Raw genomic sequence first — 24,790 nt, 5'->3', positions numbered from 1 at the left:
GTCTCCGCTCTTGCATCGCTGCAACACTTGCCGCGCGTTCGAAGATGAATCGCGGCATCGCGTGCGTTCCTCGCTTGTATTTCACATCGCTCCGGCTCAAGATCATTTTTCGAAAGTAATACTCCGGATGAAGACCGGCTGAGGGGCGGGGCTTATGGACGAGTTGATCGGGCGGCTGGCGACGAACGCCAGCATAGATAGTGCTGTCGCTGAAAAGACGGTCGGCATTATTCTGGGCTTCCTCCGCAGCGAGGGTCCGTCCGATAGCGTGCAGGCCCTGATCGACCAGATTCCAGGTGCAGAAGCGGCGATCGAAGCGTCCAAGAGCGGCGGCGGACTGTCATGGCTGATGGGCGGCGGCCTGATGGCCGTCGGCACGCGCCTGATGGGCCTGGGGCTCGGCATGTCCGAGATTCAGAACGTCGCCCGTGAACTTTTTCGTTTCGGCCGAGACAAAATCGGAGCGGATCGGATGGGCAAGATGATCGCGGGGACGCCGGGCCTCGGCCAGTTCGCCTGAAGCGCGCATTTCATACCGAGTATCATGACATATCCGATCTCCGAGATTGACGGCCTGTCCGCCTTTGCCGCCGGCAAACTGAAGGCTCAGGGTATTCGCACCACCGATGCGCTGCTCGAGGCGGCGAGCACCGTGAAGGGTCGCAAGACGCTCTCCGCCAAGACTGGCATCAGCGAGCAGCTGCTGTTGGAATGGGCCAACGTCTCCGACTACATGCGCATCCCCGGCATGGGCAAGGCCAAGGTCGGCCTGGTCCGCGCCGCCGGCGTCACCACCGTGCGCGAGCTCTCCTATCGAAACCCGTCAAGGCTCGCCGCGAGCATGCGAGAAGCCAACGAGAAGAAGAAGCTCGTCCGCATCCTTCCTTCCGAGAAGTCGGTCGGCGACATCATCGCCAAGGCCAAGAAGCTGCCGCCGAAGATCACGTATTAGGGCTGCTTCTCTCGGCATACGACCTGCAGCGTTAGCTCTCGGTGTCATACCCCGCTAAGGCGGGGTATCCAGTACGCCGCGGCTCCTCCGCATCACCGCACTGCCTCGGAATACTGGATTGCCCGCCCCAGTGCGCAATTGCGCACAAGGCGGGCAATGACAGCGAGGGTGTTGGTCTTGACTCCCCCTTCCCGACCGCGCAAAGCCAGCGGCATGAATGCCTCGCCCACCCCATCCGTCCCGGCGGCCGGCTCGGCCGGGACCGACGTGCTGCGGACGCTGCTGGAACGGCCGATTCCGGCGGTGATGGGCGTGCTCAACGTGACCCCAGATTCTTTCTCCGACGGCGGCGAGTTCATCGCGCCTGAGCAGGCGCTGGCGCGGGCGCGGGCGATGATCGAGGCCGGCGTCGACATCATCGATATCGGCGCCGAGTCCACCCGGCCTTACAAGGGCGCCCGGCCGGTCACGGCGGCGGACGAACTCGCGCGGCTGAAGCCGCTGCTTGCCGAATTGGTGGCGCTCGGCGTGCCGGTTTCAATCGACAGCATGAAGGCGGAGGTCGTTGCCTTCGCGCTCGATCAGGGCGTCGCGATCGCCAACGACGTCTGGGGCCTGCAACGCGACGCCGGCATAGCGCCGCTGGTGGCCGCGAAAGGCGTGCCCGTCATCGTCATGCACAACCGCGACAGCGTCGATGCCGCCATCGATATCATCGCGGACATGAAGGCGTTCTTTCAGCGCTCGCTCGAGATCGCCGCAAAGGCCGGCGTCGCACGCGACAAGATCGTGCTCGATCCCGGCATCGGCTTCGGCAAGACCGCCGAGCAGAGCATGACCGCGCTGGCGCGGCTGCGCGAATTCGACATGTTCGGCCTGTCGATCCTGGTCGGCGCCTCGCGCAAGCGCTTCATCGCCTCGGTGTCGCCGTCGGAACCGAAAGACAGGCTCGCCGGCTCGATCGCCGCGCATCTCATCGCCGCGCAGCGCGGCGCAAAAATCATCCGGACCCATGACGTCGCCGAGACCCTGCAAGCCCTGCGGGTGGCGCACGCAATCGAGAGCAAGCAATGACCGATACGATCTTCGTGACCGGCCTGTCGATCCATGCTCGCCACGGCGTGATGGATCACGAAACCGAAGTCGGCCAGCGTTTTGTCATCGATCTCGAACTCTATACCGACCTGTCGGAGCCTTCGCGCACCGACCGGCTCGCCGATACGGTGTCTTACGCCGAAGTCGTGGCAACCACGACGGCGGCCTTCAAGAACACCAATTACAAGCTTTTGGAGCGCGCGGCCGGCGCTGTCGCCGACGCCATCCTGTCGCATTTCCCGCGCATCCGCGCCGTGAAGATCACCGTGCACAAGCCGCATGCGCCGATCGCAGCGATCTTCGACGACGTCGGCATCATGCTGACGCGCGCGCGGCACCCCTGACATGGCGAGCGTCCTCATTGCGCTCGGCGGCAATGTCGGCGATGTCCGCGCGACGTTCGCAAAGGCGATCGCGCACATCTGCGGCATGGCGCAGGCGACGCTGATCGCGCGCTCCTCCGACTATACAACGCCGCCTTGGGGCGACGAGGACCAGGCTGCCTTCATCAATGCCTGCATCGAGATCGAGACCAGCCTCGATCCGCACGCGCTGCTGTTCGTGATGCAGAAGGTCGAGCAGAAATTCGGCCGCACACGGGACAAGGAGCGGCGCTGGGGACCGCGCACGCTCGATCTCGATATGATCGCCTATGACGATGTCAGCCTGCACAAGCCGGACCTGACCTTGCCGCATCCGCGCCTGTTCGAGCGCGCCTTCGTGCTGGTGCCGCTGGCCGAGATCGCGCCCGACCGCGTGATCGGCGGCATCCGTGTTCATGACGGGCTTGCCAGCGTCTCGACGCAAGGCATCGAGCGGCTTCCGGATACCGGTTAACCAAAAACAACCGTTTGCAGGGACGCTCCGCCGTGGCAATTTCGCGTGCGAACGACAAGATTTTTGGGAGTCCCTCGCCGCATGACCTCCGTGACTGACGATCTGCCGCTGGCGGCCGATTTTCCCAAGGCAACGGTCGAAGACTGGCGCAAGCTGGTCGATGGCGTGCTGAAGGGCGCGCCGTTCGAAAAGCTGGTCGGCAAGACCTATGACGGGGTCAGAATCGATCCGCTCTATCCGCGCGCCAAGGGCGTTACGCCGGTGGTCGGACGCCCCGCGGCGGCGCCATGGCAGATCATGCAGCGGATCGACCACCCCGATGCGGCCGCCGCAAACGCGCAGGCGCTGACCGATCTCGAGAATGGCGCAACGGGTCTCGCGCTGGTGTTCGCCGGCGGCAATGGCAGCTACGGTTTCGGTCTGGAACCGACGGCCGATGCGGTCGCACGAGTCTTGACGGACATCCATCTCGACGCCGGTATCGGCCTTGAGCTGCAGATCGGCCCGCAGTCGCGAATGGCGGCGATCCATGTCGCGGAATATGTGAAGAGCCGAGGTCTCGATCCTGCCGCCTGCGACATTCGCTTCGGACTGGATCCGCTCGCCGCGGGCGCGGTGTGGGGCCACAGCCCGTATACGTGGGAGGAGATCGCTCCTGCCGTCACCGGCGCTATCAAGGGTCTCGCTGCGCTCGGCTTCAAGGGGCCATTTGCGTCCACCGACGGGCGCGTGATCCACGATGCCGGCGGATCGGAGGTGCAGGAACTCGCCTTCGTGCTCGCCTGCGGCACCGCCTATTTGCGCGCGATCGAAGGCGCCGGTGTTCCGCTGGAGCAGGCGCAGGGCATGGTTTATGCGCGGCTCGCTGCGGATGCCGATCAGTTCCTGACCATGGCAAAGTTCCGCGCGTTGCGGCTGCTGTGGGCGCGAATCGAGACCGCCTGCGGCCTGACGCCCAAGCCGCTGTTCATCGCCGCCGATACCGCCTGGCGCATGCTGACGCAGCGCGATCCCTATGTGAACATGCTGCGTGCGACCATGGCGACGTTTGCGGCGGGGCTCGCCGGCGCAAATGCGATCACGGTGCTGCCGCATACGCTGGCGCTCGGTCTGCCCGATCCATTCGCGCGACGCGCAGCGCGCAACACGCAGCTTGTGCTGCTCGAGGAAAGCAACCTCGCCAAGGTCAGCGATCCCGCCGCCGGCTCCGGCGGCATCGAAACGCTCACCGCACAGCTCTGCGAAGCCGCCTGGGTGCTGTTCCAGGAAACCGAGAAGGCCGGCGGCGCCTTCGCCGCGCTCCAGCAAGGCGTGTTACAGAGCAAGGTCGCTGCCACGCGCAAGGCGCGCGAGGCCAATATCGCAAAGCGCCGCGACGTGCTGACCGGTGCCAGCGAATTTCCGAATTTGCATGAGCGCGAGACGGTGGTGCTGAAGGCGACGCCGATTGAGCTCGCACCCTACGGCGAGCAAAGATACAAGTTCGATGCGCTCTCCCCGATCCGGCTTGCGGAACCGTTCGAGGCGCTCCGCGACAAGTCGGATGCGATGTTGAAGGCCGGCGGCGCGCGGCCAAAGCTGTTCCTCGCCAATCTCGGCACACCCGCCGACTTCACCGCACGCGCGACCTTTGCCAAGAGCTTGTTCGAGACCGGCGGCATCGAGGCCATCGATACCGATGGCTTTGACGATCCGGCCGAGCTAGCCGCTGCGTTCAAGGCTTCCGGCGCCGCGCTCGCCTGCCTTTGTTCCAGCGACAAGGTTTATGCCGGCCAGGCGGAAGCCGCCGCCCGGGCCCTGCAAACCGCCGGCGCGCGACATATCTATCTGGCAGGCCGCCCGGCCGCGGCCGAGGCGGCGCTGCGTGCAGCCGGCGTCACCGGCTTCGTCTTTGCCGGTGCCGATGCGCTTGCGACGCTGCAGGACGCCTATCGACGGATGGAGCAGCCATGACCGAAGCGGGCCAACCAGTTCTCACCGGCGGCTGCCAATGCGGTGCCATCCGCTTTGCTGTCTCGACGGCACCCGCCAAGATCAGCATCTGTCATTGCCGGATGTGTCAGAAGGCGACTGGCGCGCCGTTCGCCTCCTATGCCGACATCGAGAAAGCCGACTTTGCATGGACCAAGGGCACGCCGTCGGCGTTCCAGTCCTCCTCGATCGCAATGCGCGATTTCTGCGCTGCCTGTGGCACGCCGCTCAGCTTCCGCCGCATCGACGGCCCTCGTATCGAGATCATGACCGGCACCTTCGACCGCCCGGATCACGTGGTACCGACACGGCAATATGGAACCGAATCCCGGCTCGGCTGGGTCGTAGGTATCGCCAACCTGCCGAGCCAGACCACGCAGCAGAACTACGGACCGGAGAAGATGGCGACCATCGTCAGCCATCAGCATCCGGACCATGATTGAGCGCCTCACGCGCAGCTATGATACGGTTGAAACCATGAGCCGCATTCCGAACTTCGCCGATGTCGCTTTCGAGCGCACCACCAGCGCCGCGCCCGCCGGCCACGCCGAGCCGTGGCTAACGCCCGAAGGCATTCTGGTGAAGCCCGCCTATGGCGAGGCTGATCTCGCTGGGCTCGATTTCCTCGATACCTATCCGGGGATCGCGCCTTATCTGCGCGGCCCCTACCCGACGATGTATGTCAACCAGCCCTGGACCATCCGGCAATATGCCGGCTTCTCCACGGCGGAGGATTCCAACGCGTTCTACCGGCGCAACCTCGCGGCGGGACAGAAGGGCCTCTCGGTCGCCTTCGATCTCGCCACCCATCGCGGCTATGACAGCGATCATCCGCGCGTCGGCGGCGACGTCGGCATGGCTGGCGTGGCCATCGATTCGATCTACGACATGCGCACGCTGTTTGCAGGGATTCCGCTCGACCAGATGAGCGTGTCCATGACCATGAACGGCGCGGTGCTGCCGATCCTGGCGCTGTTCGTCGCGGCCGCGGGCGAACAGGGCGTGCCGCCGGAAAAACTCTCAGGCACCATTCAGAACGACATTCTGAAAGAGTTCATGGTGCGCAACACCTATATCTATCCGCCCGCGCCGTCGATGCGGATCATCTCCGACATCTTTGCGTACACCTCGCAAAAGATGCCGAAATACAATTCGATCTCGATCTCCGGCTATCACATGCAGGAAGCCGGCGCGACGCAGGACCTCGAGCTCGCCTATACGCTGGCCGACGGCGTCGAATATCTGCGTGCGGGTCTTGCCGCCGGGCTCGACGTCGACCGCTTCGCGCCACGTCTGTCGTTCTTTTGGGCGATCGGCATGAACTTCTTCATGGAAGTCGCCAAGATGCGCGCGGCGCGGCTGCTCTGGGCCAAGCTGCTGAAGCCTTTCAATCCGAAGGATCCGCGCTCGCTGTCGCTTCGCACGCATTGCCAGACTTCGGGCTGGTCGCTGACCGCGCAGGACGTCTTCAACAATGTGATGCGCACGACGGTGGAGGCGATGGCGGCGACGCAAGGTCACACCCAGTCGCTGCACACCAACGCACTCGACGAGGCCCTGGCGCTGCCGACCGACTTCTCCGCCCGCATCGCCCGCAACACACAGCTCTTCCTGCAGCAGGAGAGCGGCACCACCCGGATCATCGATCCCTGGGGCGGGTCGTACTATGTCGAGCGGCTGACGCGCGATCTCGCCGCCAAGGCGTGGAGCCATATCCAGGAGGTCGAGGAGCTCGGCGGCATGGCCAAGGCGATCGAGGCCGGCGTGCCGAAGCTGCGCATCGAGGAGGCCTCGGCGAAGACGCAGGCGCGCATCGATGCCGGCAAGCAGGCGGTGATCGGCGTCAACAAGTACAAGCCGACGGACGAAGCTCCGATCGAAATCCTCAAGGTCGACAACACCAATGTTCGCCGGCTCCAGATCGACAAGCTGGCGCGGCTGAGATCCGAGCGCAACCAGAAGGACGTCGACGCCGCGCTCGCCGCACTGACGCGCTCGGCTGGCGAAGGCAACGGCAATCTACTCGCGCTCGCCATCGACGCGGCACGGGCGAAGGCGACTGTCGGTGAAATCTCCGACGCGATGGAAAAGGTGTTCGGCCGGCACCGTGCCGAGATCAAGTCCATCACCGGCGTCTACAAGCGGGAGGCGTCCAGCATGGGTAACCGGGTCGAGAAGGTTCAGGCGCTGATCGACGCCTTCGAGGAGGCGGAAGGACGCCGGCCGCGCATCCTGGTCGCCAAGATCGGCCAGGACGGCCACGACCGCGGCCAGAAGGTGATCGCCTCCGCATTCGCCGATATCGGCTTCGACGTCGACATCGGGCCGCTGTTCGCCACCGCCGACGAAGCCGCCCGCCAAGCGGTCGAGAACGACGTGCACATCCTCGGCGTCTCCTCACTCGCCGCCGCCCACCTCACCGCAGTGCCCGAACTCAAGGCCGCACTGAAGAAGCAGGGCCGCGACGACATCATGATCATCGTCGGCGGCGTGGTGCCGCCGCAGGACTACGACGCGCTCTACGCCGCCGGCGCCGAGGCGATCTTCCCGCCCGGCACGGTGATCGCGGACGCGGCCGAAGAGCTGATCCGCAAGCTGAACGCGAGGCTCGGGCATAGCGAGGCGGCGGAGTAGATGATAGACTAGCCTGTAACAGGCCAGGCTGTGTCCATGACACGTGACGAAATCATGATTGCGATACGCAAGAACGCGGATGCCATCAAAGGCAAGGGCGTATCGAAGCTTGCCATCTTCGGCTCTCGGGCCCGCGATGACTACCGTCCTGACAGCGACATCGACATTCTGGTTGAGATCGAACCGGACGTGTCCTTCTCGCTGCTCAACCTGATCGATGTCGAACACATCATCGAGGATGCGACCGGTTTGCAGACGCAGGCAACCGTCCGACGATCCATCTCCCCCCGCTTTGCACAGCGGATCGCTGACGACGTCCTCGAAGTATTTTGACGTGCGCCCGACTCTTGCTGACCGGCTCGGGCATATCCTCGATGCGGCCGTCAAAAAATCAGGACGGCCGTGGCGGGCGTACTCGGGATAGCTTCGCCGAAGATATCTTCATGCGTCTGGCTGTCGAGCGTTTGCTTGAGGTCGTCAGCGAAGCGTCACGCTTCATTCCAGATGATCGCCGTAAGCTCGAAGGAGCCCCTTTGCGCACAGCGCCGTGGGGCTGCTGCTTGCGACATCAGCGCAAAGCTGCATAGAATGTCACATTAGCAAGAGCCCGATTCCCGAGGGCGCCGCCGGGAACATTGATGTCAGGAATTACGCGCCGCACCTTCGCGGTCTCTTCTGTAGCTGCGGCCGCTTCCGCTCTTCTCACGCCTGCGCGCGCGCAAGCCTATCCGGCGCGGCCGGTGAGCTTGATCGTGCCCTGGGGTGCGGGTGGCGGAACGGATGCAACCGCGCACATCGTCGCGACGCTCCTGGAAAAGGAGCTCGGCCAACCTTTCAACGTCATCAACCGCACCGGCGGGTCCGGCGTGGTTGGTCATGCCGAGATCGCATCCGCGGCGCCGGACGGCTACACGATCGGCATGCTGACGGTGGAAATCTCGATGCTGCATTGGCAGGCCTTGACGCATCTGACGCCGCTGAACTTCACAGCCCTTGCGCTGATGAACGAAGACCCGCCGGGCATCCAGGTCGCTGCGTCCTCACCCTACAAGACGGTGAAGGAGCTCATGGATGCCATCAAGATGGCGCCGCCGGGAAAGTTCAAGGCGTCGGGCACGGGGCAAGGCGGCATCTGGCATCTCGCACTCGTCGGCTGGATGCAGGCGATGGGATTGCCGGCGAACCAGATCTCGTGGTCAGCGTCGAATGGCGCAGCACCGGCCATGCAGGATCTCGCCGCCGGCGGGCTCGATCTCACCACCTGCTCCGTGCCGGAGGCGCGGGCCATAATCGAGGCCGGTCAGGCGCGGAGCCTCGCGATCATGGCGCCCGGACGCAATCCAATCTTCCCCGACGTCCCGACTCTGAAAGAGGCGCTTGGCGTCGACTATTCCACCAGCTCATGGCGCGGCATCGGCGCACCCAGAGGCATGGCCCCGGAGGTCGCCACGAAGCTGACCGCGGCCTTGAAGAAGGTGTACGACTCCGCCGAGTTCAAGGACTTCATGATCAGGCGCGGCTTCGGCACCGTGTGGCGCGATGCCAGCCAGTTCGCAAACTTCATGGACCAGGCCGATGCTCAGATGGGGCAGGCCATAAAGGCAGCCGGTTTTGCCAAGGGTTGAATCGGAAGGCCTGATTTGACGCGTCTTCCCGAGCGCCCGACCCGCGGCAACACCCGTTGAGCTGAGGGGCCCTCGCCTGCTCCCTCCGGCCGTTGTAAAGCATGGCATGGTTGAAAAGAAGGCTCCGCTGAACATCAAATCCCTCGCCCGTGACCTCCGTGCGGGCCAGCGGGCGGCGCTGGCGCGCGCTATCACGCTGGTGGAGAGCCGGCGCGGCGACCACCAGGCGCTGGCGCGGGAGCTCGTGCAGATGCTCTTGCCGGATACCGGCAAGGCGGCCCGCGTTGGCATCACCGGCTCGCCCGGCGTCGGCAAATCCACCACCATCGATGCGCTCGGCACTTACCTGATCGACCAGGGCCACAAGGTCGCGGTGCTGGCGGTCGATCCATCCTCGGTGCGCAGCGGCGGCTCGATCCTCGGCGACAAGACCCGGATGGCGCGGCTGTCGGCCTCAGACGACGCCTTCATCCGCCCCTCACCATCCTCGGGCACGCTCGGCGGCGTCGCGGCCAAGACCCGCGAGGCGATGCTGCTGTGCGAGGCGGCCGGCTTCGACGTCGTGCTGGTCGAGACGGTCGGGATCGGCCAGTCCGAGACCGCGGTCTGCGACATGACGGATTTCTTCCTCGCCTTGATGCTGCCGGGCGGCGGCGACGAGCTCCAGGGCATCAAGAAGGGCCTGGTCGAGCTCGCCGACATGATCGCGATCAACAAGGCCGACGGCGACAATCTCAAGCGCGCCAACATCACGGCTGCCGACTATCGCAGCGCGCTGCATATCCTCACGCCCCGCTCCGAGCATTGGCAACCACCCGTCGAGACCTATTCGGCGCTGACCGGCGAGGGCATCGCAAAGCTCTGGCAGAAAATCCTCGACCACCGTAAGGCGATGAACGCATCCGGCGATTTCGCCGCGCGGCGGCGCGAGCAGCAGGTGAAGTGGATGTGGTCGATGCTGGAGCAGCGCATGCTGGCGCGTCTGCGCAGCGAGGCGCCGGTCCGCAGCAGGGTCAAGAAGATCGAGGCCGAGGTGGCCGACGGCCATCTCACGCCGGCGCTGGCCGCCGAGCAGATTCTGGAGTTGCTGCAATGAGCGACAAGCTCCGCATTCTCCTTACCGGCTTCGGACCGTTTCCGGGCGCGCCCCATAATCCGACGCAGCTGCTGGTGGCGCGGTTGGCGCGACTGCGCCGACCGGCACTCGACGATGTCGCCATCGCGAGCCACATCTTCCCGGTCACCTATGCCGCTGTCGACCGGCAGTTGCCGGAGGTGCTCGCTGCGCACAAGCCAGACGCATTGTTGATGTTCGGCCTCGCGGCGCGGACCTCGTACCTTCGCATCGAAACCCGCGCGCGCAATGCGGTCACCATGCTCTGGCCCGATGCCGCCAACACCCGCTCGAGCAAGCGCGGCATCGCGGCCAATGCAGATGCGATGACGTTCGGCCCGCACACGGCAAGGCTGCTGCGCGCAGCGCGCCTCACCGGCATCGATGCACGGCCCTCGCGCGATGCCGGCGCCTATCTCTGCAACTATCTGAGCTGGCGCGCGATCGAGAACGTAAAGGCCGGCGGGCCGAAGCTCGCGGCGTTCATCCACATTCCCCTGCTCGCGCGTGGTGCCGCGTCGCGGCGCAAAGGCTCGCCGCGGATCACGCTGGAGGAACTGGTGGATGCCGGCGAGGCAATGCTGATGGAGATGGTGCGATTGGCGCGGAAGAGGCGCGCTTCGCCAGCTGGGGTAAACATTTAACCCTACTGCGAACAATCCTCACGGCCCCCGAGCGCGCTGCGCTACCTAACCGCTGCGGACATCTCCCGCGTCCGCCGGAGGACGCGCCATGACCCTCAACCGTCGTCATCTCATCGGAGCCTCGGCCACCGGCATCGCCGGCGCACTGGCCATGCCCGCCGATGCCGCGCGTGCGGCGCCTTTGACGTCCCTGCTCGGCCGCGATGCGACCCAGTATGGCGTGCGGCCCGGGAGCAACGAGGATCAGACCCGCGTGCTCCAGCGCGCCATCGACGAGGCCGCGCGGGCGCAAATGCCGCTGGCGCTGCCGCCCGGGGTCTACCTCAGCGGATTGCTCCGGCTACCGAATGGCGCGCAGCTGATCGGCGTGCGCGGCGCGACCAAGATTGTCTTCACCGGCGGCCCTTCAATGATCGAGAGCGACGGCTCGGATTCCATCGGCCTTTCCGGCATCACCTTCGACGGCGGCGGCATTGCGCTGCCGACGCGGCGCGGACTGATCCATTGCCTCGGCGGCCGCGACGTCCGCATTACCGATTGCGAAATGACGGGCTCCGGCGGCAGCGGCATCTGGCTCGAGCAGGTATCCGGCGACATCTCCGGCAACATCTTTACCAGCATCGCGGTCACAGCCGTGGTCTCGTTCGATGCCAAGGGCCTCGGCGTCTCCCGCAACACCATCATCGGCACCAATGACAACGGCATCGAGATCCTGCGCACGTCCATCGGCGATGACGGCACCCTGGTCGCCGACAACCGCATCGAGGACATCAAGGCCGGCCCCGGCGGCTCCGGCCAGTACGGCAACGCCATCAACGCCTTCCGCGCCGGCAATGTGATCGTCCGCGGCAATCGTATCAGGAATTGCGACTATTCCGCGGTGCGCGGAAACTCGGCCTCGAACATCCACATTACCGGCAACAGCGTCAGCGACGTGCGCGAGGTCGCGCTCTATTCGGAGTTCGCGTTCGAGGCGGCCGTGATCTCCAACAACACGGTGGATGGCGCCGCCGTCGGCGTTTCCGTCTGCAACTTCAACGAAGGCGGCCGCATCGCCGTGGTCCAGGGCAACATCATCCGCAATTTGATCCCGAAGCGGCCGATCGGGACCGCGCCGGATGACGATGCCGGCGTCGGCATCTACATCGAGGCGGATACCTCCGTGACCGGCAACGTGATCGAGAACGCGCCGTCCTATGGCATCGTCGCCGGGTGGGGCAAGTACCTGCGCGACGTCGCGATCACCGGCAATGTGATCCGCAAGGCGCTGGCCGGCGTCGGCGTCTCCGTGGTGCCGGGCGCCGGCACCGCGCTCGTCAACAACAACATGATCTCCGAGACCCCGCGCGGCGCCGTGGTCGGCCTCGACCATGCGCGCGCGGTGACGGCGGACCTGTCGGCAGACGGCGCCCAGCGCTTTGCGCAGGTCGTGGTCGGCGGCAATGCGGTGCGGCGGTAGGACACTCTCGGTGTCGTCCTCGACCAGCGAAGCGCAGATCCAGGACCCATTATCCCAGGATAGGGCTCTATGGGCGGTAGCGGCCGCGGTGTCCTCTTGAGAGATTCCGCGGTATGGGTCCCCTGAGTTCACCTGGCCTTCGCCAGGACGACGGCGGCGTGTTTGGCCGGCACCAGAGCTTCAGAAGCTAAAACGTGTTCCGCAGCAGCGGGTACTTCGCCTCGATGCCGTCGAAGCTCAGGGTGAACTCGACGACGCGGTCGGGGGCTGCGACGATTTCGTCCGCCGGGGGCGAGAACTGCTGGAGAAGCGCGGCGAGCGGCGCGATCGGGGTTTCGGTGATTTCGGCGAGCACGTCCGGCGTGGGGTCGAGCGCCACCGGCACGGCGGTCTCGGGCGCGATGTGCACGGCCTTCGGCTGTACGGTCTGCGCCTGTTCGCGCGGCGCGATGCGAGGCATCGTCGCAGGCGACCAGCCGAATGCGGGCGTTACGCTCGCGGCGGCCGCCGCCACATCCTCGCCGGTTGCGATGGCGCGCCAGGTCTGAACGGCGCGCTTGGCTTCCTGGATGTTTTCGAGGAATGCGAGCTCGGAGTGATAGCGGCGCCAGCGTCCGGTCTCGAACATTTCAGTCAAATGTTCCAGCCGCTGTTCGGCGAGCGCGCACCAGCGCGCTGCAATGTCGCGACCGCAAGCCACGGCGCGAACGGACTCTTGGCGATGTGTCATGGACCAGCCCGTCAGGAGAAAAATACGGACGCGGGGACGCAACGCACACGAATCAATTTAGACGCGACATGAATATTTTGTGGAAAAGTTTTGGCTTGTCCAGCAACGACACGATATTCGTCGTCAAACACCGTACTCGTGCGGAGTTTAAGGGGTTTTCGAGTCAAGCCTCGCACAAGCATAACGCGCCTGCGGGGCGCCGCCCGGGGCGATGGCGATGACGCAGCCGCGCTCTCTCAACCAGAAGCTGATGTCGTGCGCCGCTTCGAGGAATTGGACATTTGAAAAGAAAAGACCCGTCCGGGGGGACAACCGGACGGGTCGAGCCATATAAGCGCTTGGGGTGGATGGGCGCTCGCGCCTAATATGACTGATGGGGAGGGATGACCGCTCCCACATAATTTGGTCGTGGCAGCTGGCTGAACGTTCAATGCGGCGTTCGATTTTTTGACCCTCGCGCCGCGTGCAGCTCTGAAGCAGCTGCTATCGCGTCGACGGCCTATCTGCCTGAGAAACCGCGGATTTATCGTCCGCGCTCGACAGCGAGGGTTGCTCTATTGCGCGGATACCAGGCTCGTCGCGACGCTTCCCGATATCTTCACTTTTAGTTGTACCGGACGCGGCGGCAACGGGCGTGGCGCTATCGGCCGGAACGGCCATGACGGCGGCAAAGGCGTCCACCTCACCGTCGCCGAACAGCTCGTCACGGCCGGGCGAGCCGAGGTCGCGCGCGGTCTTTGCAAGCGTCATGCGCAGCGCTTCCGGCTTCAGCGCGTAATTGCGTTCCAGCAGCAGTGCCGCGACGCCGGAGACATAGGCGGCCGAGAACGAGGTGCCCGACGTCATCTGATATTTGCCGTCCGGCGCCGGCAGGAAGATGTCGACGCCGGGCGCAGCAAGCGCGATGTAATTACCGCGGTTGGACGCGGTGAACAGCCTGTCCTGCTGGTCGGTGGCGCTGACCGCGATCACGTTGGGATTGGCGGCGGGATAGAGCGGCGGCGATTTCGCCCCCGCATTGCCGGCCGCCGCAATCAGCACCAGGCCGCGCGCGGCGGTCGCCGCGATGGCGCGTTCGATCACCGTGTCTTTCGGACCGGCAAAGCTCATATTGACGATCTGCGCGCCGTGCTCGGCGGCGTAGTTCAGCGAGCGCAGGATGACGTAGGAAGAACTCTCGGCACCGCCCGTGGTGCCGCCGAAAGCGCGGATGGCGATGATGCGCGCCTCCGGCGCGCTCCCCATCAGCCGCGCATGCGCGACGATGACGCCGGCGATGCCGGTACCGTGGATGTGCGGGCCCTCGGGGCTGCCGAGCGCATCGAAATTGTCGGCGATGGAATTGGCAAGCTCCGGATGCCTGGCGTCGATCCCGGAATCGATCACCGCGACCGTGACGTTGGCGCCGTGCGCCAGCGTATGGGCCTGCGGCAGGCGCAGCTTTGCCAGCGCATATTGCGCCGGGTCGCCCTCGGTCGGCACCGGCGATCTCTGGTCCTGGAGCACGTAGCGGAAGTTCGGCTGGAGCGAGCGCACGCTGCCGTCGGCGGCGAATTCGCGCCGCACGGTCTCGGAAGACCGCCCGTCGGTGATGCGGAACAGGCCGATCGTGGCCCCGATCAGCGGAAAATTCTCCGATGCGATGCGCTCCAGGCCGTGCCTGCGGGCAAGCTCGTCGGCTTCGGTCAGTGACAGAGCACTATCGATCTCGGCGACGAATTCGTTGGCGAAGGCTCGCAGGTTCGCGGCAACTGGCGTGTTGTTGCGGCGGCCAGTGCCGGCGCTCTTTTTATCGGACTTTCCGGAGCCGCCGCCATCCGCATTCGGTTGCGCCAGGCACTCGCCGGCGGCGTCACGATACGGCGCGGTGCAGGCCGGATAGAGGTTCGGCGAATAGCGCGCATAGGGCAGCACCGGCGTCGGCGCCATCCGCGCCGACGGGATCCGTGGGGTTGTCACCACACGGGGAGCGCGGTCGACGGCAACCACTCTTGCGGCAGCACCCGGGCCGACCCGTGCGGCAACGCTGGGAGAGATGGTCGGCGTGCGCGAGGGGACACTGATGGTCGGCGTCCGCATGATCGCTTGCGCCTGCGCGACCTCGATGCCGAGACAGGCGAGCAGGAGCCCGGCTCCGACCGACGAAGCGTAGGCCCCGGCTCTTACCCCACCATTGGACTTGCGATTGGACTTGCGCGGCATGATCTCAGAGACGCCTTACGGCGCCGCCACGGCGAGATTGACGAACTTCTCGCGCTGCATCTTGCCGAGCAGCGAGGCGAGCTCGTCCTGGCTCATCGCCTTGTCGAACTGGAGGCGGAACATGCCGCCCTTGGCACCGTCGATGATCGAGGCCTGATAGCTGTCAAGCAGCGAGGTGATGTCGGCCACCCGCGCCTCGGGCGTAAAGCGCACCAGCGCGCGCGCCGGTGCGGAGGTCGCTCCCAGCTCGCGCGTGATCGGGGCGTTGGTGGAGAGCGAGGCCGTCTGGAAGGTTGCGGTCTGGCTCTTCATCAGCACGGCGCCGATGACACCGGCCTGGAGCAGCAGCGCGATCGCGCCGAGGCTCGCCGACCACGCCAGCGCGCGCGGCGACAGGCTCGCGAAGAAGGTCGAGATGCGCGCCGATAGCGGCAGCGCGCCCGTTGCCCGCGCTGGCTCGGCGTCGATCGCGGCGAACAACTTCTGCATCGCACGTGCCGACGGCGCGCCGAGGCTCTCGTTCAAATGGATGGTTTCCTCGTACTCGCCGCGGATCGCGGCATATTGCCTGGCGAGCGCCGGATCCCGCGCCAGCGCGTCCTCGACGCGGCGGGCGTCACGGGCATTCAGCGTGCCGGCGGCGTGCCACGGCAGCAGCATCTCGATTTCACTGGGCTCTTGCTCCAGCATCTTCTTGCTCAATGCCATCATGGCCAGCCTCGCTCAATGCCGGCTGCCTTCAGCAGTTCGGCCAATTTCTTGCGCGCATAGAACAAGCGCGTCTTCACAGTGTTCTCCGGTATCCCGACGATTTCGGCCACTTCTTCCACGGACTTCTCGTGGTAGTAGACGAGATCGACGATTTCCCGATGGTCCGGCGAGAGGCCCGTCAAACACTCCCGCAACGCTGCACTGGTATCCTTCTTCTGCACCACCGTTTCCGGATCGTCGGACGTATCTTCGATCGCATTCGCGGCGTCGTCGTCCAACTCAAAATCCTTCCTGCGCCGGAGTGCAGACAGGGCCTTGAATCGGGTGATTGCCAGCAGCCAGGTGGAAACGGCGGATCGGCCCTCGAACTTGCCGGCTTGGCGCCAGACGTCGAGAAATACCTCGCTGATGAGGTCTTCCGCCTTCTGCTCGTCCCGCACGAGCCTTAGGCCGAACCGATACACCCTGACATGGTGCCGCCCGTACAGCACCTGCATGGCGAGCCGATCGCCTTGAGCGATCCGGGCGATCAGGATCTCGTCCGAAGCCGCCTGTGTCACGCTCAAAGGCCGTCTCGCAAAGTTGGTCGGGTCGGAACGGCGGACGGTTCGACGGAAGACGCAAGAATCTTGAACTTACCGCGTTCATACGGGCGCCCGTGTGATCTACCCCACATCAGCGTATTTTCCTGTAGCCATCCAGGGCACCGGATCGCCCTCATCCAAGTCGGTAACATAATACTAAAACACTTTCCCGCCGAAGACCGCGCAGGGCCCCCGCGACCTTACCAAGCCTCGGTCCATAACACAGCCTTGCGCAGCGCATCCTGAAGGCCCCGCGGCCCGATTGCCGGCGATCCCTAATCGCTCGCTAATTTCCCTATCGGATCGAGACCATTTTGGCGGTGCAGCAAGCCTGGATCCGCGGCGAGGATACCAAACCTAAAGGCTTGCCACGTAGATTTTTGGACTGACATCCACCAATGGCGAGACCATGAGCACGGCCGCGACATCCCTCCCGGACCGGAATGCCGCAGAAGCCGTCGCGTTGACCTCCGACGCGACGATGCCGGAAATGCGCGCGCGGCGTATGCGGCAGCGTCGCCAGATGTATGCCGGCCAGGTCGTAAGCTACTCGCTCGGCGCGTCGGTTCTGCTGCTTTACGCCCGTGACGGCGCGGTCGCGATGGCTGTTCCCTCGCTGTTCTGGCTCGGCGGCCTGCTCATCATCGGCACGTTCGCGGTGCTATCGGAAGCCGGCGTCGGCGACCGCCACAGCGATCACTATCTCACCGTGTTCCAGATCTCAGCGCACATGGCGCTGCAATTCATGTTCCTGGTGTCGGCGCCGACAGTCGGGATTGCCTTCATCGCCGTCCTGTTCCTGATCTTCGCGTTCGGTACGCTGCGCATGACGTCGAGCCAAGCGATGGTCACCTGGGGTCTCGCAACCTGCGGGCTCGGCTTGGTCTTCCTGGCCTCGGACCTGCCGATCGGACTTCCGGTCGGAACCCGCCTCGAGCGGGCCGCCTCGATGCTCTGCTTCGTCCTCGTGATCGGCCAGTGCGCCTTTCTCGGCCTATTCGGCGCGACGCTGCGGAAGATCCTGTACCGGCGCAGCATCGAGCTGAAGGCCGCGTATCAGCGCATCGAGGAGCTCGCCGAGCTCGACGAGCTCACCGGCTCCTACAACCGCCGCTGCATCATGCGGCATCTCGACGCCGAGATTGAAATATCGCGGCAGGCGGCCACGCCTTGCGCGATCGCACTGATCGATCTCGACTGGTTCAAGCGCATCAACGACGCGCACGGTCATCCCGTCGGCGACGAGGTGCTGCGCACCTTCGCGATCACGATTTTTGCCAACATCCGCCCCGCCGATCGTTTCGGCCGTTACGGCGGCGAGGAATTTTTGCTGTTGCTGCCGGGAATGGCGGGCGACGTCGCGTCGCGTATGCTCGATCGGCTGCGCGGCATCGTCGCGGACCTCGACTGGAGCGCATTCTCCCCCGGCATGCGCGTGACGATTTCAGCCGGCGTCGTAACGCTGCGCGACAACGATACTGCCGACACGTTTCTCGCGCGCGCCGACCGCGCGCTCTATTCGGCCAAGGCGCAAGGGCGCAACCGTATTGCATCGAGCTGACCAATCCATTTCCTCCGGGGCGCGCAGAAGCCGCCGCGGGATCGAACGCTCCAGGACAGGGCTATGAGATCCAAATCCGCCAAGCCAGCCGAAAACCTGCTCGACGAATTGCAGGCGGCACTCTCGCACGGCACCGTCGCGCGCCGCGTCGAGACGCTGCGCCGGGTCACCGATCTCTTCGTCAACAACGCGGTGGACTATTCCGACGACCATATCCGGCTGTTCGACGACGTGTTCCAGTGCCTGATCGGGCAGATCGAAACGTCGGCCAGGGCGCTGCTTGCCGACCGCCTCGCGCCGATGACGGCCGCGCCGCCCAAAATCATCCGCACGCTCGCGCTCGACGAGGTCATCGAGGTCGCCGGCCCTGTGCTGACGAAGTCGGAGCGCCTGGATGAGGTAACCTTGATCGAGATCGCGCACAGCAGGGGCCAGGCGCATCTCAAGGCGATCTCGCTGCGGCGGGTGCTCTCCGAAGCGTTGACCGACGTGCTGGTGACGCGCGGCGACGAAGAGGTGGTGCAATCGACCGTCAAGAATCCGGGCGCGCAGCTCTCCGAGGGCAGCCTCACCGAGCTCGTCACACGCGCCGAACGCGACGACGACCTCGCCGGCTGCATCGGCCTGCGGCCCGACCTGCCGCGCCATCATTACCTGAAGCTGGTCGCGAAGGCGTCGCTCAGCGTGCGCAGGAAGCTTGAAGCCGCCCATCCGGAGCTTGCCGACGAAGTCTCGAGTGTGGTCCAGGAAGCCGCCCAGCGGGTTCGCGCCGCCGCCATGACGAGGCAGATCGAGATGGCGCGGGCGCTGGTGAAGTCGCTGCACGACGACGGCCGTCTCAACGAATTCCAGGTCGCGACTTTCGCCGAGCAGGGCAAGTTCGACGAGACCAACGCAGGGCTCGCCGCGCTCGCCGGCGTCACGGTCGAGACCGCCGAGAACATGATGATCGAGAGCCGCACCGAGGGCGTGATGCTCCTCGCCAAGGTCGCCGGCATGTCGTGGCCAAGCGTGCGGGCCATCATCGCCATGCGCGAAAAACTGTCCGGCGGCTCGCAGACGGACATGCTGACCCTACGCAACACGTACGAGGCCCTACGCAGCTCGACCGCGCAGCAGGTGCTGCGCTTTCACCGCATGCAACAGGGCGGGATGCCGGCTGGTCAGTAGCGCAGCACTTTCGATCCCACCAGCGCACCGATCGCGGTCACCAGCGCGGTCGCGAGTGTGTACCAGGTCGCGACGAACAACGGGGAATCGTCGGTGCAGTGCGAGGCGTAGAGCGTCGCGGCGAGCCCGGCCGACACCAGGCCGGCAAGGGCGCCTGCGAGCGCAGGGCGCGACGGCGCGCCGTGTCGCAGTCCGAACAGCGCGCCCGCAAGCAGCGGCAGCGACATCGCCGGGATTGCAGACAGGCACACCCTGGAGTTCTTGCCGACCAATCGCATCGTCATCGGCATCGCCGGCGCCATCATCATCTCGCCACCGATCGCCACCGCCAGCAAGCCGACGGGAAGCAGCAGCAACCAGCCCCAGCCGCGCAAAAGAGCCTCGGGCCGCGACAGATGCAAGCTGACGATGATGGCCGGGATCGCGAGCGACAGCGTCACCGCGAACTTCATGTCGAAGAACGGATTGCGCATCGCGCTCATCAGGTCGTGACGCACGCCGAGGAAGGTGGCGAAGATCAGGATCGACAAGGGTGCGGCCACCAGCAGCGCCATGGTCAGCATCGCACCGACGCGCGGGGCGCGGTGGGCATTGTCGGCCGCAAGCGTGCGAATGAGTTGGTCGGTATCCATCCTACTAGTGGTCCCGCAGTTTGGCGGTGAGGGCCGAAAGTCCGCGATGCAGCGCGACCCGCACCGCACCTTCGCTCATCGAAAATTTTGCCGCCGTATCCTTGATCGAGGCGCTCTCGACCGCGATCGACTGCAACACGTCGCGCTGGCGCTGCGGCAAGGTATCGAGCTGCGCCGCGACCTCGCCTGCGGAGGCCGTCTCCTGCGGTGCCTCACCCGGCAGCGTTTCGGCGAAGTCGTCGATGTTGACGAAGATCCGCCGGCCCCGCCGCCGCAGCGCATCGATCAGCTTGTTGCGCGCGATCGCGAACAGCCAGGGCGCGAAGGGGGCTTCGCTGTCCCAGGTGTGCCGCTTCAGATGCACCGCCAACAAAATCTCCTGCACGATATCCTCGGCCTGGTCTGGAGGCTGCCCGGCCCGCGCCAGGCCGCGCCTTGCGGCAGCGCGCAGCACCGGCGTGACCGCCCTCAACAGACGATGATACGCCGCATCATCCCCTGCCATGGCCGACCGCATCAGGCCGGTCCACTCGTCCTCACGTCCGCGCACGCGCGCTCCTACACGGCAATTCGGCCGCTCTTTCAATTTGTTACGCCGGCACCCCAGAGATCACGAAGTTGTGATCAGGACGCAGCCCAAAGGCTCCGATCCGGCCTAAAGGCCGGGAGGCTCATAACACCGATCGGTTCGACTCGCATCCGGGTGGCTGGGGCGCTGCCCTGATTTGCCCCGCTTTCGCCCGGTCTAGCCCGAAGATTCCCTTTTTTTGCCCCGCTGTCGTCATGCGCCGGGGTCTCTGTTCGGTTCGGGATGGCGCAATCGGGGAGACCCTCAACATGTTGAAAGCCAGCAGGCGTGCGGCATTGCTTCTTTTGGCCGCGGTATTCGTGCTGTTCGGGGGCGCGGCGCAAGCGGCGCCAAGCTCCGCCGCAAGCTCCAAGGCGGACGGCGCGAGCAAGCAGGCCGATGAGGTCAAATCCGGCAAGCAGCGGCGCCGAGATTCTCATCAGGATTCTCACCGTCGCACCGATAGCAAGACGGCGCAGAAATCCTCAGGCGACAGCGCCGACAAGAAAGAGGCGGCAAAGGCCGACGACGCCAAGGTTGACGATGCAAAGGCCGCCAGCGACGTGCCGGCCTCCGCCTCCAGCCAGATGCCGCCCGCAGTCGCCGACGCCAATGCACAGCTCGCGGCCGGCGATACGCCGCCCGCGGCGGCGGCCTCCGCGATGACAGGCCGCGCCAACGACAATGTGCAGGCAGCGGCCGATGATACCGCCACCTCGGGCGCCGAGAAGCAGGTGGTGCCACCCGACCAGCTCAACGACCTCGACCGCGCCCTGCAACAGGACAACCCGCCTGCGCAGAAGGCGGTTATTGCCGCGACCGATGCACAACCGCGCCCGGCGCCGGTGATGGCGAGCAGCCAGCAGAATTCGGCCTGGGACCAGAGCTCGCTGATCGGCAAGATCTTCATCGGCGTCGGCACGCTGCTGACGCTGGCTTCCGCCGCGCGCATGTTCATGGCCTGACGGCCGGTTCCGTAAGGGCGCGCGGCACGCGCGTCCCTGCGGGGCGTTTGGCCCTCTTGAAGCTCACCGCGCCAGCGGGCACATTGCCCGCTCATTCAAATGCGTGGGTGGAGCATGAGCACGTTCGAACACATCATCGTCGAAAGCAAAGGCGCGGTCGGCATCATCAAGCTGAACCGGCCGAAGATGCTCAATGCGCTCTCCTTCGGCGTCTTCCGCGAGATCGCCGCCGCCGTCGACGACCTGGAGGCCGATGACGCCATCGGCTGCATCGTCGTGACCGGCAGCGAGAAGGCCTTTGCCGCCGGCGCCGACATCAAGGAGATGCAGCCGAAGAGCTTCATCGACATGTTCTCCGAGGATTTTGCCGCGATCGGCGGCGATCGCATCGCGCGCTGCCGCAAGCCGACGATCGCCGCGGTCGCGGGCTATGCGCTCGGCGGCGGCTGCGAGCTCGCGATGATGTGCGATTTCATCATCGCCGCAGAAACCGCCAAATTCGGCCAACCCGAAATCACGCTGGGCACCATTCCGGGCATCGGCGGCACCCAGCGCCTGACGCGCGCGATCGGCAAGTCCAAGGCGATGGACCTCTGCCTCACCGGCCGCACGATGGATGCGGCCGAAGCCGAGCGAAGCGGTCTCGTCAGCCGCATCGTGCCCGCCGACAAGCTGATGGACGAGGTGATGGCGGCGGCCGAGAAGATCGCCGCGATGTCGCGGCCCGCAGTCGCGATGGCCAAGGAAGCCGTCAACCGCGCCTTCGAGACCACGCTCGCCGAGGGTATGAGCGTCGAGCGCAACCTGTTCCATTCGACCTTCGCGCTGGAAGACCGCTCCGAGGGAATGGCGGCGTTCATCGAGAAGCGCAAGCCGGTGAACAAGAACCGCTAAGGCGAGCACCGGCAAACAAGCACTGGCAAGACAAGCACCCGTCAGGCTGCTGTAAGGCTCCGTCGCTGACCCGCACGATCCCTGTGACGAAGCTGCAACAAGCACGGAATACATGGGGGTTTTGCCCGCGGCAGTTTGCCTGCGGGACCGGCGCTGGTTAAACAGGTAAGAGAGCGACCGTCGGCGGGGGCGGACAGCCGAAAGTTTGCGGGATTACATGATTGGGCGTGCCGCCAAAGCTGGTCGCGTGATGATGCGGCATCGATCAGGCGTGGCTCCTGTCCTGGCGACATGGACCGCACTGGCCCTTTCCTGCGCTGTGACAGCCGCAGCAAAGGCTGAAGCCCTGCCGGAAGCGCTGGCAAAAGCCTACCAGACAAATCCGCAGCTCAATGCCGAGCGCGCGCGGCAGCGCGCCACCGACGAGAACGTGCCGCAGGCGCTCGCCGGCTACCGCCCGCAGATCGTGGCGAGCCTCAGCGCCGGCTTGCAATCGGTGCGCAATTTGCTGCCCGACAACACCATCCAGACCGCGAACCTGAAGCCATGGGTCATCGGCGTCACCGTGACGCAGACCCTGTTCAACGGCTTCCGCACCGCCAACAGCGTGCGGATGGCGGAGCTCCAGGTGCAGTCGGGCCGCGAGGCGCTGCGCAATGTCGGTCAGGGCGTGCTGCTGGACGCGGTGACCGCCTACACCAACGTGCTGGCCAACCAGTCGCTGGTCGAGGCCCAGCGCTCCAACGTCGCGTTCCTGCGCGAGACGCTCGCCGTCACGCAGCGCCGCCTCAACGCCGGCGATGTCACGCCGACCGACAGCGCACAGGCCGAGGCTCGGCTCAACCGCGGACTCGCCGATCTCAATGCCGCCGAAGTCGCGCTGGCGGTGAGCCAGGCGACGTACGCCCAAGTGGTCGGAAATGCACCGTCGCAGCTTCGGCCCGCCGAGGTCGTCGATCGCTATCTGCCAAGGAGCCGCGAGGACGCGATGACGATGGCGATCCGCGAGCATCCGGCGGTGATGGCAGCCGGCTTCGACGTTGATGTCGCCTCCACCACCATCCGCGTGGCAGAAGGCACGCTGCTGCCGAGCGCGAGCATTCAAGGCAGCGCCAGCCGCAGCCGTAACAACGATCCAACGCTCGGCACCTTCGCAGAAGACCAGGCCTCGATCATCGCCAACGTCACCGCACCGATCTATGACGGCGGCCAGGCCGCCTCGCAGACCCGGCAGGCCAAGGAAATCACGGCGCAGAGCCGGCTCGTGCTCGATCAGGTGCGCAACCAGGCGCGCACGGCCGCAACCAGCGCCTGGGTCACCAATGAGGGGGCCAAGATCGCCGTCTCGGCCTCGGAGTCCGAGGTGAAGGCGGCGACCGTGGCATTGCAAGGCGTGCAGCGCGAAGCAGCCGGCGGACAGCGCACGACGGTCGACGTCTTGAACTCGCAGGCCGACCTGATCCAGGCCAGGGCCCGCCTGATCGGCGCGCTGCGCGACCGCGTCATCGCGTCCTACACGCTGCTGAGCGCCGTCGGCCATCTCGACGTCAAGACGCTGAGCCTGAACACGCCGGACTACCTACCCGAGGTGCACTACCAGCAGGTCCGCGACGCCTGGCACGGATTGCGCACGCCCTCGGGGCAGTAGCCGTCCGCAACGCCTTCAGCCTCCCTGCACCGCCCACCGTCCGGCGCGCCACTCTTGACATTTTGTAGCCCATGGACTACAGTGGGCCTCATGATCGAGGTGAGGCAAACCGAACATTTTTCGGAGTGGCTGAACCGCCTCAAAGACGCCAGCGAGGTTGCCCGGATCACTGCCCGCATTCGCCGCATGGAGATGGGCAATCCCGGCGACAGCAAGAGCGTGGGCCGCAACGTCCGGGAAATGCGCATCGACTACGGACCGGGCTATCGGATCTACTATGTGCAGCGCGGAACGCAGATCGTGATCCTGCTGTATGGCGGGGACAAGCGAACGCAGCGACAAGACATCAAGCTAGCCCAGCAACTAGCGGAGACATTGTGATGCCAAAAGCAGCGAAAACGACGGTCAAAACGGCATCCAGGACGACACGCTTCGACGCCGCCGACTATCTCAACACCGAAGAGCGTCAGGCGGCCTATATCGCGGCCGCATTGGAGACTGGCGATGCCGATTTCGTGCGTGACGCGCTTGGCCTCGTCGCGCGTGCGCGCGGCATGAGCACGATCGCGAAGAAAGCCGGCTTGAACCGCGAAAGCCTGTACAAGGCACTCGGAGAGACCGGAAATCCCGAGTTCGGCACGGTCATGCGTATTGTCGGAGCGTTAGGCCTGACATTGTCGGCCCAACGCGCGACAAGCGGACGGATGTCAAAGCGCCGCCGCGTTGCGTAAGAGGCCCATCTGCTCTCCCGGCGAAATATGCTATGCATTCGCCAATGATAAAAGCGGGAGAGA

Annotated in this window: 26 protein-coding genes; 20 read left to right on the top strand and 6 right to left on the bottom strand. The window is 65.3% G+C overall.

The genetic code is table 11. The features are described from left to right. The first annotated feature begins 154 nt into the window (after positions 1–154). The 13 genes from GWG65_RS01700 (at position 155) to GWG65_RS01640 (ending at position 12,331) form a co-directional block, all read left to right on the top strand. A complete protein-coding gene (locus GWG65_RS01700; RefSeq protein ID WP_275193548.1) occupies positions 155–520 on the top strand; it encodes a DUF2267 domain-containing protein in 366 nt (121 codons plus the stop codon). 24 nt (positions 521–544) lie between these two features. Then, positions 545–952 carry a DUF4332 domain-containing protein gene (locus tag GWG65_RS01695; protein ID WP_247383269.1) on the top strand — a complete coding sequence of 136 codons (408 nt, stop codon included), beginning with the start codon at positions 545–547 and terminating at the stop codon, positions 950–952. 213 nt (positions 953–1,165) lie between these two features. After that, positions 1,166–2,026, top strand: a complete 861-nt coding sequence (gene folP / locus GWG65_RS01690) for a dihydropteroate synthase (protein WP_275193547.1) — start codon at positions 1,166–1,168, stop codon at positions 2,024–2,026. After that, a complete protein-coding gene (gene folB, locus GWG65_RS01685) occupies positions 2,023–2,391 on the top strand; it encodes a dihydroneopterin aldolase (protein WP_247383265.1) in 369 nt (122 codons plus the stop codon). Before folP ends, folB begins: the two co-directional genes overlap by 4 nt. Before the next feature lies 1 nt (position 2,392). Further along, complete coding sequence (gene folK, locus GWG65_RS01680) at positions 2,393–2,884, top strand: 2-amino-4-hydroxy-6-hydroxymethyldihydropteridine diphosphokinase (protein ID WP_275193546.1); 492 nt, start codon at positions 2,393–2,395, stop codon at positions 2,882–2,884. An 81-nt stretch (positions 2,885–2,965) separates the two neighbouring features. Then, the gene (locus GWG65_RS01675; protein ID WP_275193545.1) at positions 2,966–4,837 is read left to right on the top strand and encodes a methylmalonyl-CoA mutase family protein; all 1,872 of its coding nucleotides are present in this window, start codon (positions 2,966–2,968) and stop codon (positions 4,835–4,837) included. Next, the gene (locus tag GWG65_RS01670) at positions 4,834–5,298 is read left to right on the top strand and encodes a GFA family protein (protein ID WP_275193544.1); all 465 of its coding nucleotides are present in this window, start codon (positions 4,834–4,836) and stop codon (positions 5,296–5,298) included. Before GWG65_RS01675 ends, GWG65_RS01670 begins: the two co-directional genes overlap by 4 nt. Before the next feature lie 34 nt (positions 5,299–5,332). Then, on the top strand, positions 5,333–7,489 hold the full coding sequence (gene scpA / locus GWG65_RS01665) for a methylmalonyl-CoA mutase (RefSeq protein ID WP_275193566.1): 2,157 nt from the start codon (positions 5,333–5,335) through the stop codon (positions 7,487–7,489). Positions 7,490–7,525: 36 nt separating this feature from the next. Then, complete coding sequence (locus GWG65_RS01660) at positions 7,526–7,822, top strand: nucleotidyltransferase domain-containing protein (protein WP_275193543.1); 297 nt, start codon at positions 7,526–7,528, stop codon at positions 7,820–7,822. Between the two features lie 305 nt (positions 7,823–8,127). After that, complete coding sequence (locus tag GWG65_RS01655; protein ID WP_275193542.1) at positions 8,128–9,114, top strand: tripartite tricarboxylate transporter substrate binding protein; 987 nt, start codon at positions 8,128–8,130, stop codon at positions 9,112–9,114. Positions 9,115–9,220: 106 nt separating this feature from the next. Then, on the top strand, positions 9,221–10,210 hold the full coding sequence (gene meaB, locus GWG65_RS01650; protein ID WP_275193541.1) for a methylmalonyl Co-A mutase-associated GTPase MeaB: 990 nt from the start codon (positions 9,221–9,223) through the stop codon (positions 10,208–10,210). Further along, positions 10,207–10,872, top strand: a complete 666-nt coding sequence (locus GWG65_RS01645) for a pyroglutamyl-peptidase I (RefSeq protein ID WP_275193540.1) — start codon at positions 10,207–10,209, stop codon at positions 10,870–10,872. Before meaB ends, GWG65_RS01645 begins: the two co-directional genes overlap by 4 nt. An 88-nt stretch (positions 10,873–10,960) precedes the next feature. Then, positions 10,961–12,331 (top strand): TIGR03808 family TAT-translocated repetitive protein, encoded by a 1,371-nt coding sequence (locus GWG65_RS01640; RefSeq protein WP_275193539.1) that lies wholly within the window; start codon positions 10,961–10,963, stop codon positions 12,329–12,331. 187 nt (positions 12,332–12,518) lie between these two features. Here GWG65_RS01640 and GWG65_RS01635 read toward each other — a convergent pair whose 3' ends face one another. The 4 genes from GWG65_RS01635 to GWG65_RS01620 form a co-directional block, all read right to left on the bottom strand. After that, positions 12,519–13,061 (bottom strand): TIGR03809 family protein, encoded by a 543-nt coding sequence (locus GWG65_RS01635; protein WP_275193538.1) that lies wholly within the window; start codon positions 13,059–13,061, stop codon positions 12,519–12,521. Positions 13,062–13,544: 483 nt separating this feature from the next. After that, positions 13,545–15,263, bottom strand: a complete 1,719-nt coding sequence (locus tag GWG65_RS01630) for a S8 family serine peptidase (protein ID WP_275193537.1) — start codon at positions 15,261–15,263, stop codon at positions 13,545–13,547. 15 nt (positions 15,264–15,278) lie between these two features. Beyond that, entirely contained in the window at positions 15,279–15,974 is a 696-nt protein-coding gene (locus GWG65_RS01625; protein WP_275193536.1) for a hypothetical protein, read from the bottom strand. Beyond that, positions 15,971–16,540: a sigma-70 family RNA polymerase sigma factor gene (locus GWG65_RS01620; protein WP_187436289.1), complete on the bottom strand. Its 570-nt coding sequence runs from the start codon at positions 16,538–16,540 to the stop codon at positions 15,971–15,973. The genes GWG65_RS01625 and GWG65_RS01620 overlap by 4 nt, the downstream gene beginning before the upstream one ends. Positions 16,541–16,967: 427 nt before the next feature. Here GWG65_RS01620 and GWG65_RS01615 point away from each other — a divergent pair, with 427 nt between their 5' ends. Further along, positions 16,968–18,119 (top strand): GGDEF domain-containing protein, encoded by a 1,152-nt coding sequence (locus GWG65_RS01615; RefSeq protein WP_275193535.1) that lies wholly within the window; start codon positions 16,968–16,970, stop codon positions 18,117–18,119. Positions 18,120–18,182: 63 nt separating this feature from the next. Continuing rightward, a complete protein-coding gene (locus GWG65_RS01610; RefSeq protein ID WP_275193534.1) occupies positions 18,183–19,289 on the top strand; it encodes a DUF2336 domain-containing protein in 1,107 nt (368 codons plus the stop codon). On the opposite strand, the gene GWG65_RS01605 is transcribed toward GWG65_RS01610, so the two are convergent. Next, positions 19,283–19,921 (bottom strand): DUF1109 domain-containing protein, encoded by a 639-nt coding sequence (locus GWG65_RS01605; RefSeq protein ID WP_275193533.1) that lies wholly within the window; start codon positions 19,919–19,921, stop codon positions 19,283–19,285. The genes GWG65_RS01610 and GWG65_RS01605 overlap by 7 nt on opposite strands. A 4-nt stretch (positions 19,922–19,925) precedes the next feature. Continuing rightward, on the bottom strand, positions 19,926–20,471 hold the full coding sequence (locus GWG65_RS01600) for a sigma-70 family RNA polymerase sigma factor (protein ID WP_275193532.1): 546 nt from the start codon (positions 20,469–20,471) through the stop codon (positions 19,926–19,928). Positions 20,472–20,758: 287 nt separating this feature from the next. On the opposite strand from GWG65_RS01600, the gene GWG65_RS01595 reads away from it, so the two are divergent. The 5 genes from GWG65_RS01595 (at position 20,759) to GWG65_RS01575 (ending at position 24,727) form a co-directional block, all read left to right on the top strand. Next, positions 20,759–21,454 carry a hypothetical protein gene (locus GWG65_RS01595; RefSeq protein ID WP_275193531.1) on the top strand — a complete coding sequence of 232 codons (696 nt, stop codon included), beginning with the start codon at positions 20,759–20,761 and terminating at the stop codon, positions 21,452–21,454. 114 nt (positions 21,455–21,568) lie between these two features. Beyond that, positions 21,569–22,348 (top strand): enoyl-CoA hydratase, encoded by a 780-nt coding sequence (locus tag GWG65_RS01590; protein WP_275193530.1) that lies wholly within the window; start codon positions 21,569–21,571, stop codon positions 22,346–22,348. A gap of 250 nt (positions 22,349–22,598) precedes the next feature. After that, positions 22,599–23,996 (top strand): TolC family outer membrane protein, encoded by a 1,398-nt coding sequence (locus GWG65_RS01585; protein WP_275193565.1) that lies wholly within the window; start codon positions 22,599–22,601, stop codon positions 23,994–23,996. A 90-nt stretch (positions 23,997–24,086) separates the two neighbouring features. Continuing rightward, a complete protein-coding gene (locus tag GWG65_RS01580; RefSeq protein WP_275193529.1) occupies positions 24,087–24,377 on the top strand; it encodes a type II toxin-antitoxin system RelE/ParE family toxin in 291 nt (96 codons plus the stop codon). Next, positions 24,377–24,727, top strand: coding sequence for an addiction module antidote protein (locus tag GWG65_RS01575; RefSeq protein ID WP_275193528.1), 351 nt, complete (start codon positions 24,377–24,379; stop codon positions 24,725–24,727). Before GWG65_RS01580 ends, GWG65_RS01575 begins: the two co-directional genes overlap by 1 nt. The last annotated feature ends 63 nt before the right edge of the window (positions 24,728–24,790 follow it).

Origin of the sequence: Bradyrhizobium sp. CSA207, from assembly GCF_029051685.1 — a bacterium.
In the GTDB taxonomy this organism is placed as follows: domain Bacteria; phylum Pseudomonadota; class Alphaproteobacteria; order Rhizobiales; family Xanthobacteraceae; genus Bradyrhizobium.
Note: the sequence above shows the minus strand (reverse complement) of the source record. Positions and strands in the feature narration are given on the sequence as shown.

Bases quoted from the DNA above. Each gene is read 5' to 3' on its own strand.
- GWG65_RS01700 (WP_275193548.1), top strand. From the start codon at position 155: ATGGACGAGTTGATCGGGCGGCTGGCGACGAACGCCAGCATAGATAGT.
- GWG65_RS01695 (WP_247383269.1), top strand. From the start codon at position 545: ATGACATATCCGATCTCCGAGATTGACGGCCTGTCCGCCTTTGCCGCC.
- folP (WP_275193547.1), top strand. From the start codon at position 1,166: ATGAATGCCTCGCCCACCCCATCCGTCCCGGCGGCCGGCTCGGCCGGG.
- folB (WP_247383265.1), top strand. From the start codon at position 2,023: ATGACCGATACGATCTTCGTGACCGGCCTGTCGATCCATGCTCGCCAC.
- folK (WP_275193546.1), top strand. From the start codon at position 2,393: ATGGCGAGCGTCCTCATTGCGCTCGGCGGCAATGTCGGCGATGTCCGC.
- GWG65_RS01675 (WP_275193545.1), top strand. From the start codon at position 2,966: ATGACCTCCGTGACTGACGATCTGCCGCTGGCGGCCGATTTTCCCAAG.
- GWG65_RS01670 (WP_275193544.1), top strand. From the start codon at position 4,834: ATGACCGAAGCGGGCCAACCAGTTCTCACCGGCGGCTGCCAATGCGGT.
- scpA (WP_275193566.1), top strand. From the start codon at position 5,333: ATGAGCCGCATTCCGAACTTCGCCGATGTCGCTTTCGAGCGCACCACC.
- GWG65_RS01660 (WP_275193543.1), top strand. From the start codon at position 7,526: ATGACACGTGACGAAATCATGATTGCGATACGCAAGAACGCGGATGCC.
- GWG65_RS01655 (WP_275193542.1), top strand. From the start codon at position 8,128: ATGTCAGGAATTACGCGCCGCACCTTCGCGGTCTCTTCTGTAGCTGCG.
- meaB (WP_275193541.1), top strand. From the start codon at position 9,221: ATGGTTGAAAAGAAGGCTCCGCTGAACATCAAATCCCTCGCCCGTGAC.
- GWG65_RS01645 (WP_275193540.1), top strand. From the start codon at position 10,207: ATGAGCGACAAGCTCCGCATTCTCCTTACCGGCTTCGGACCGTTTCCG.
- GWG65_RS01640 (WP_275193539.1), top strand. From the start codon at position 10,961: ATGACCCTCAACCGTCGTCATCTCATCGGAGCCTCGGCCACCGGCATC.
- GWG65_RS01635 (WP_275193538.1), bottom strand. From the start codon at position 13,061: ATGACACATCGCCAAGAGTCCGTTCGCGCCGTGGCTTGCGGTCGCGAC.
- GWG65_RS01630 (WP_275193537.1), bottom strand. From the start codon at position 15,263: ATGCCGCGCAAGTCCAATCGCAAGTCCAATGGTGGGGTAAGAGCCGGG.
- GWG65_RS01625 (WP_275193536.1), bottom strand. From the start codon at position 15,974: ATGATGGCATTGAGCAAGAAGATGCTGGAGCAAGAGCCCAGTGAAATC.
- GWG65_RS01615 (WP_275193535.1), top strand. From the start codon at position 16,968: ATGAGCACGGCCGCGACATCCCTCCCGGACCGGAATGCCGCAGAAGCC.
- GWG65_RS01610 (WP_275193534.1), top strand. From the start codon at position 18,183: ATGAGATCCAAATCCGCCAAGCCAGCCGAAAACCTGCTCGACGAATTG.
- GWG65_RS01605 (WP_275193533.1), bottom strand. From the start codon at position 19,921: ATGGATACCGACCAACTCATTCGCACGCTTGCGGCCGACAATGCCCAC.
- GWG65_RS01595 (WP_275193531.1), top strand. From the start codon at position 20,759: ATGTTGAAAGCCAGCAGGCGTGCGGCATTGCTTCTTTTGGCCGCGGTA.
- GWG65_RS01590 (WP_275193530.1), top strand. From the start codon at position 21,569: ATGAGCACGTTCGAACACATCATCGTCGAAAGCAAAGGCGCGGTCGGC.
- GWG65_RS01585 (WP_275193565.1), top strand. From the start codon at position 22,599: ATGATGCGGCATCGATCAGGCGTGGCTCCTGTCCTGGCGACATGGACC.
- GWG65_RS01580 (WP_275193529.1), top strand. From the start codon at position 24,087: ATGATCGAGGTGAGGCAAACCGAACATTTTTCGGAGTGGCTGAACCGC.
- GWG65_RS01575 (WP_275193528.1), top strand. From the start codon at position 24,377: ATGCCAAAAGCAGCGAAAACGACGGTCAAAACGGCATCCAGGACGACA.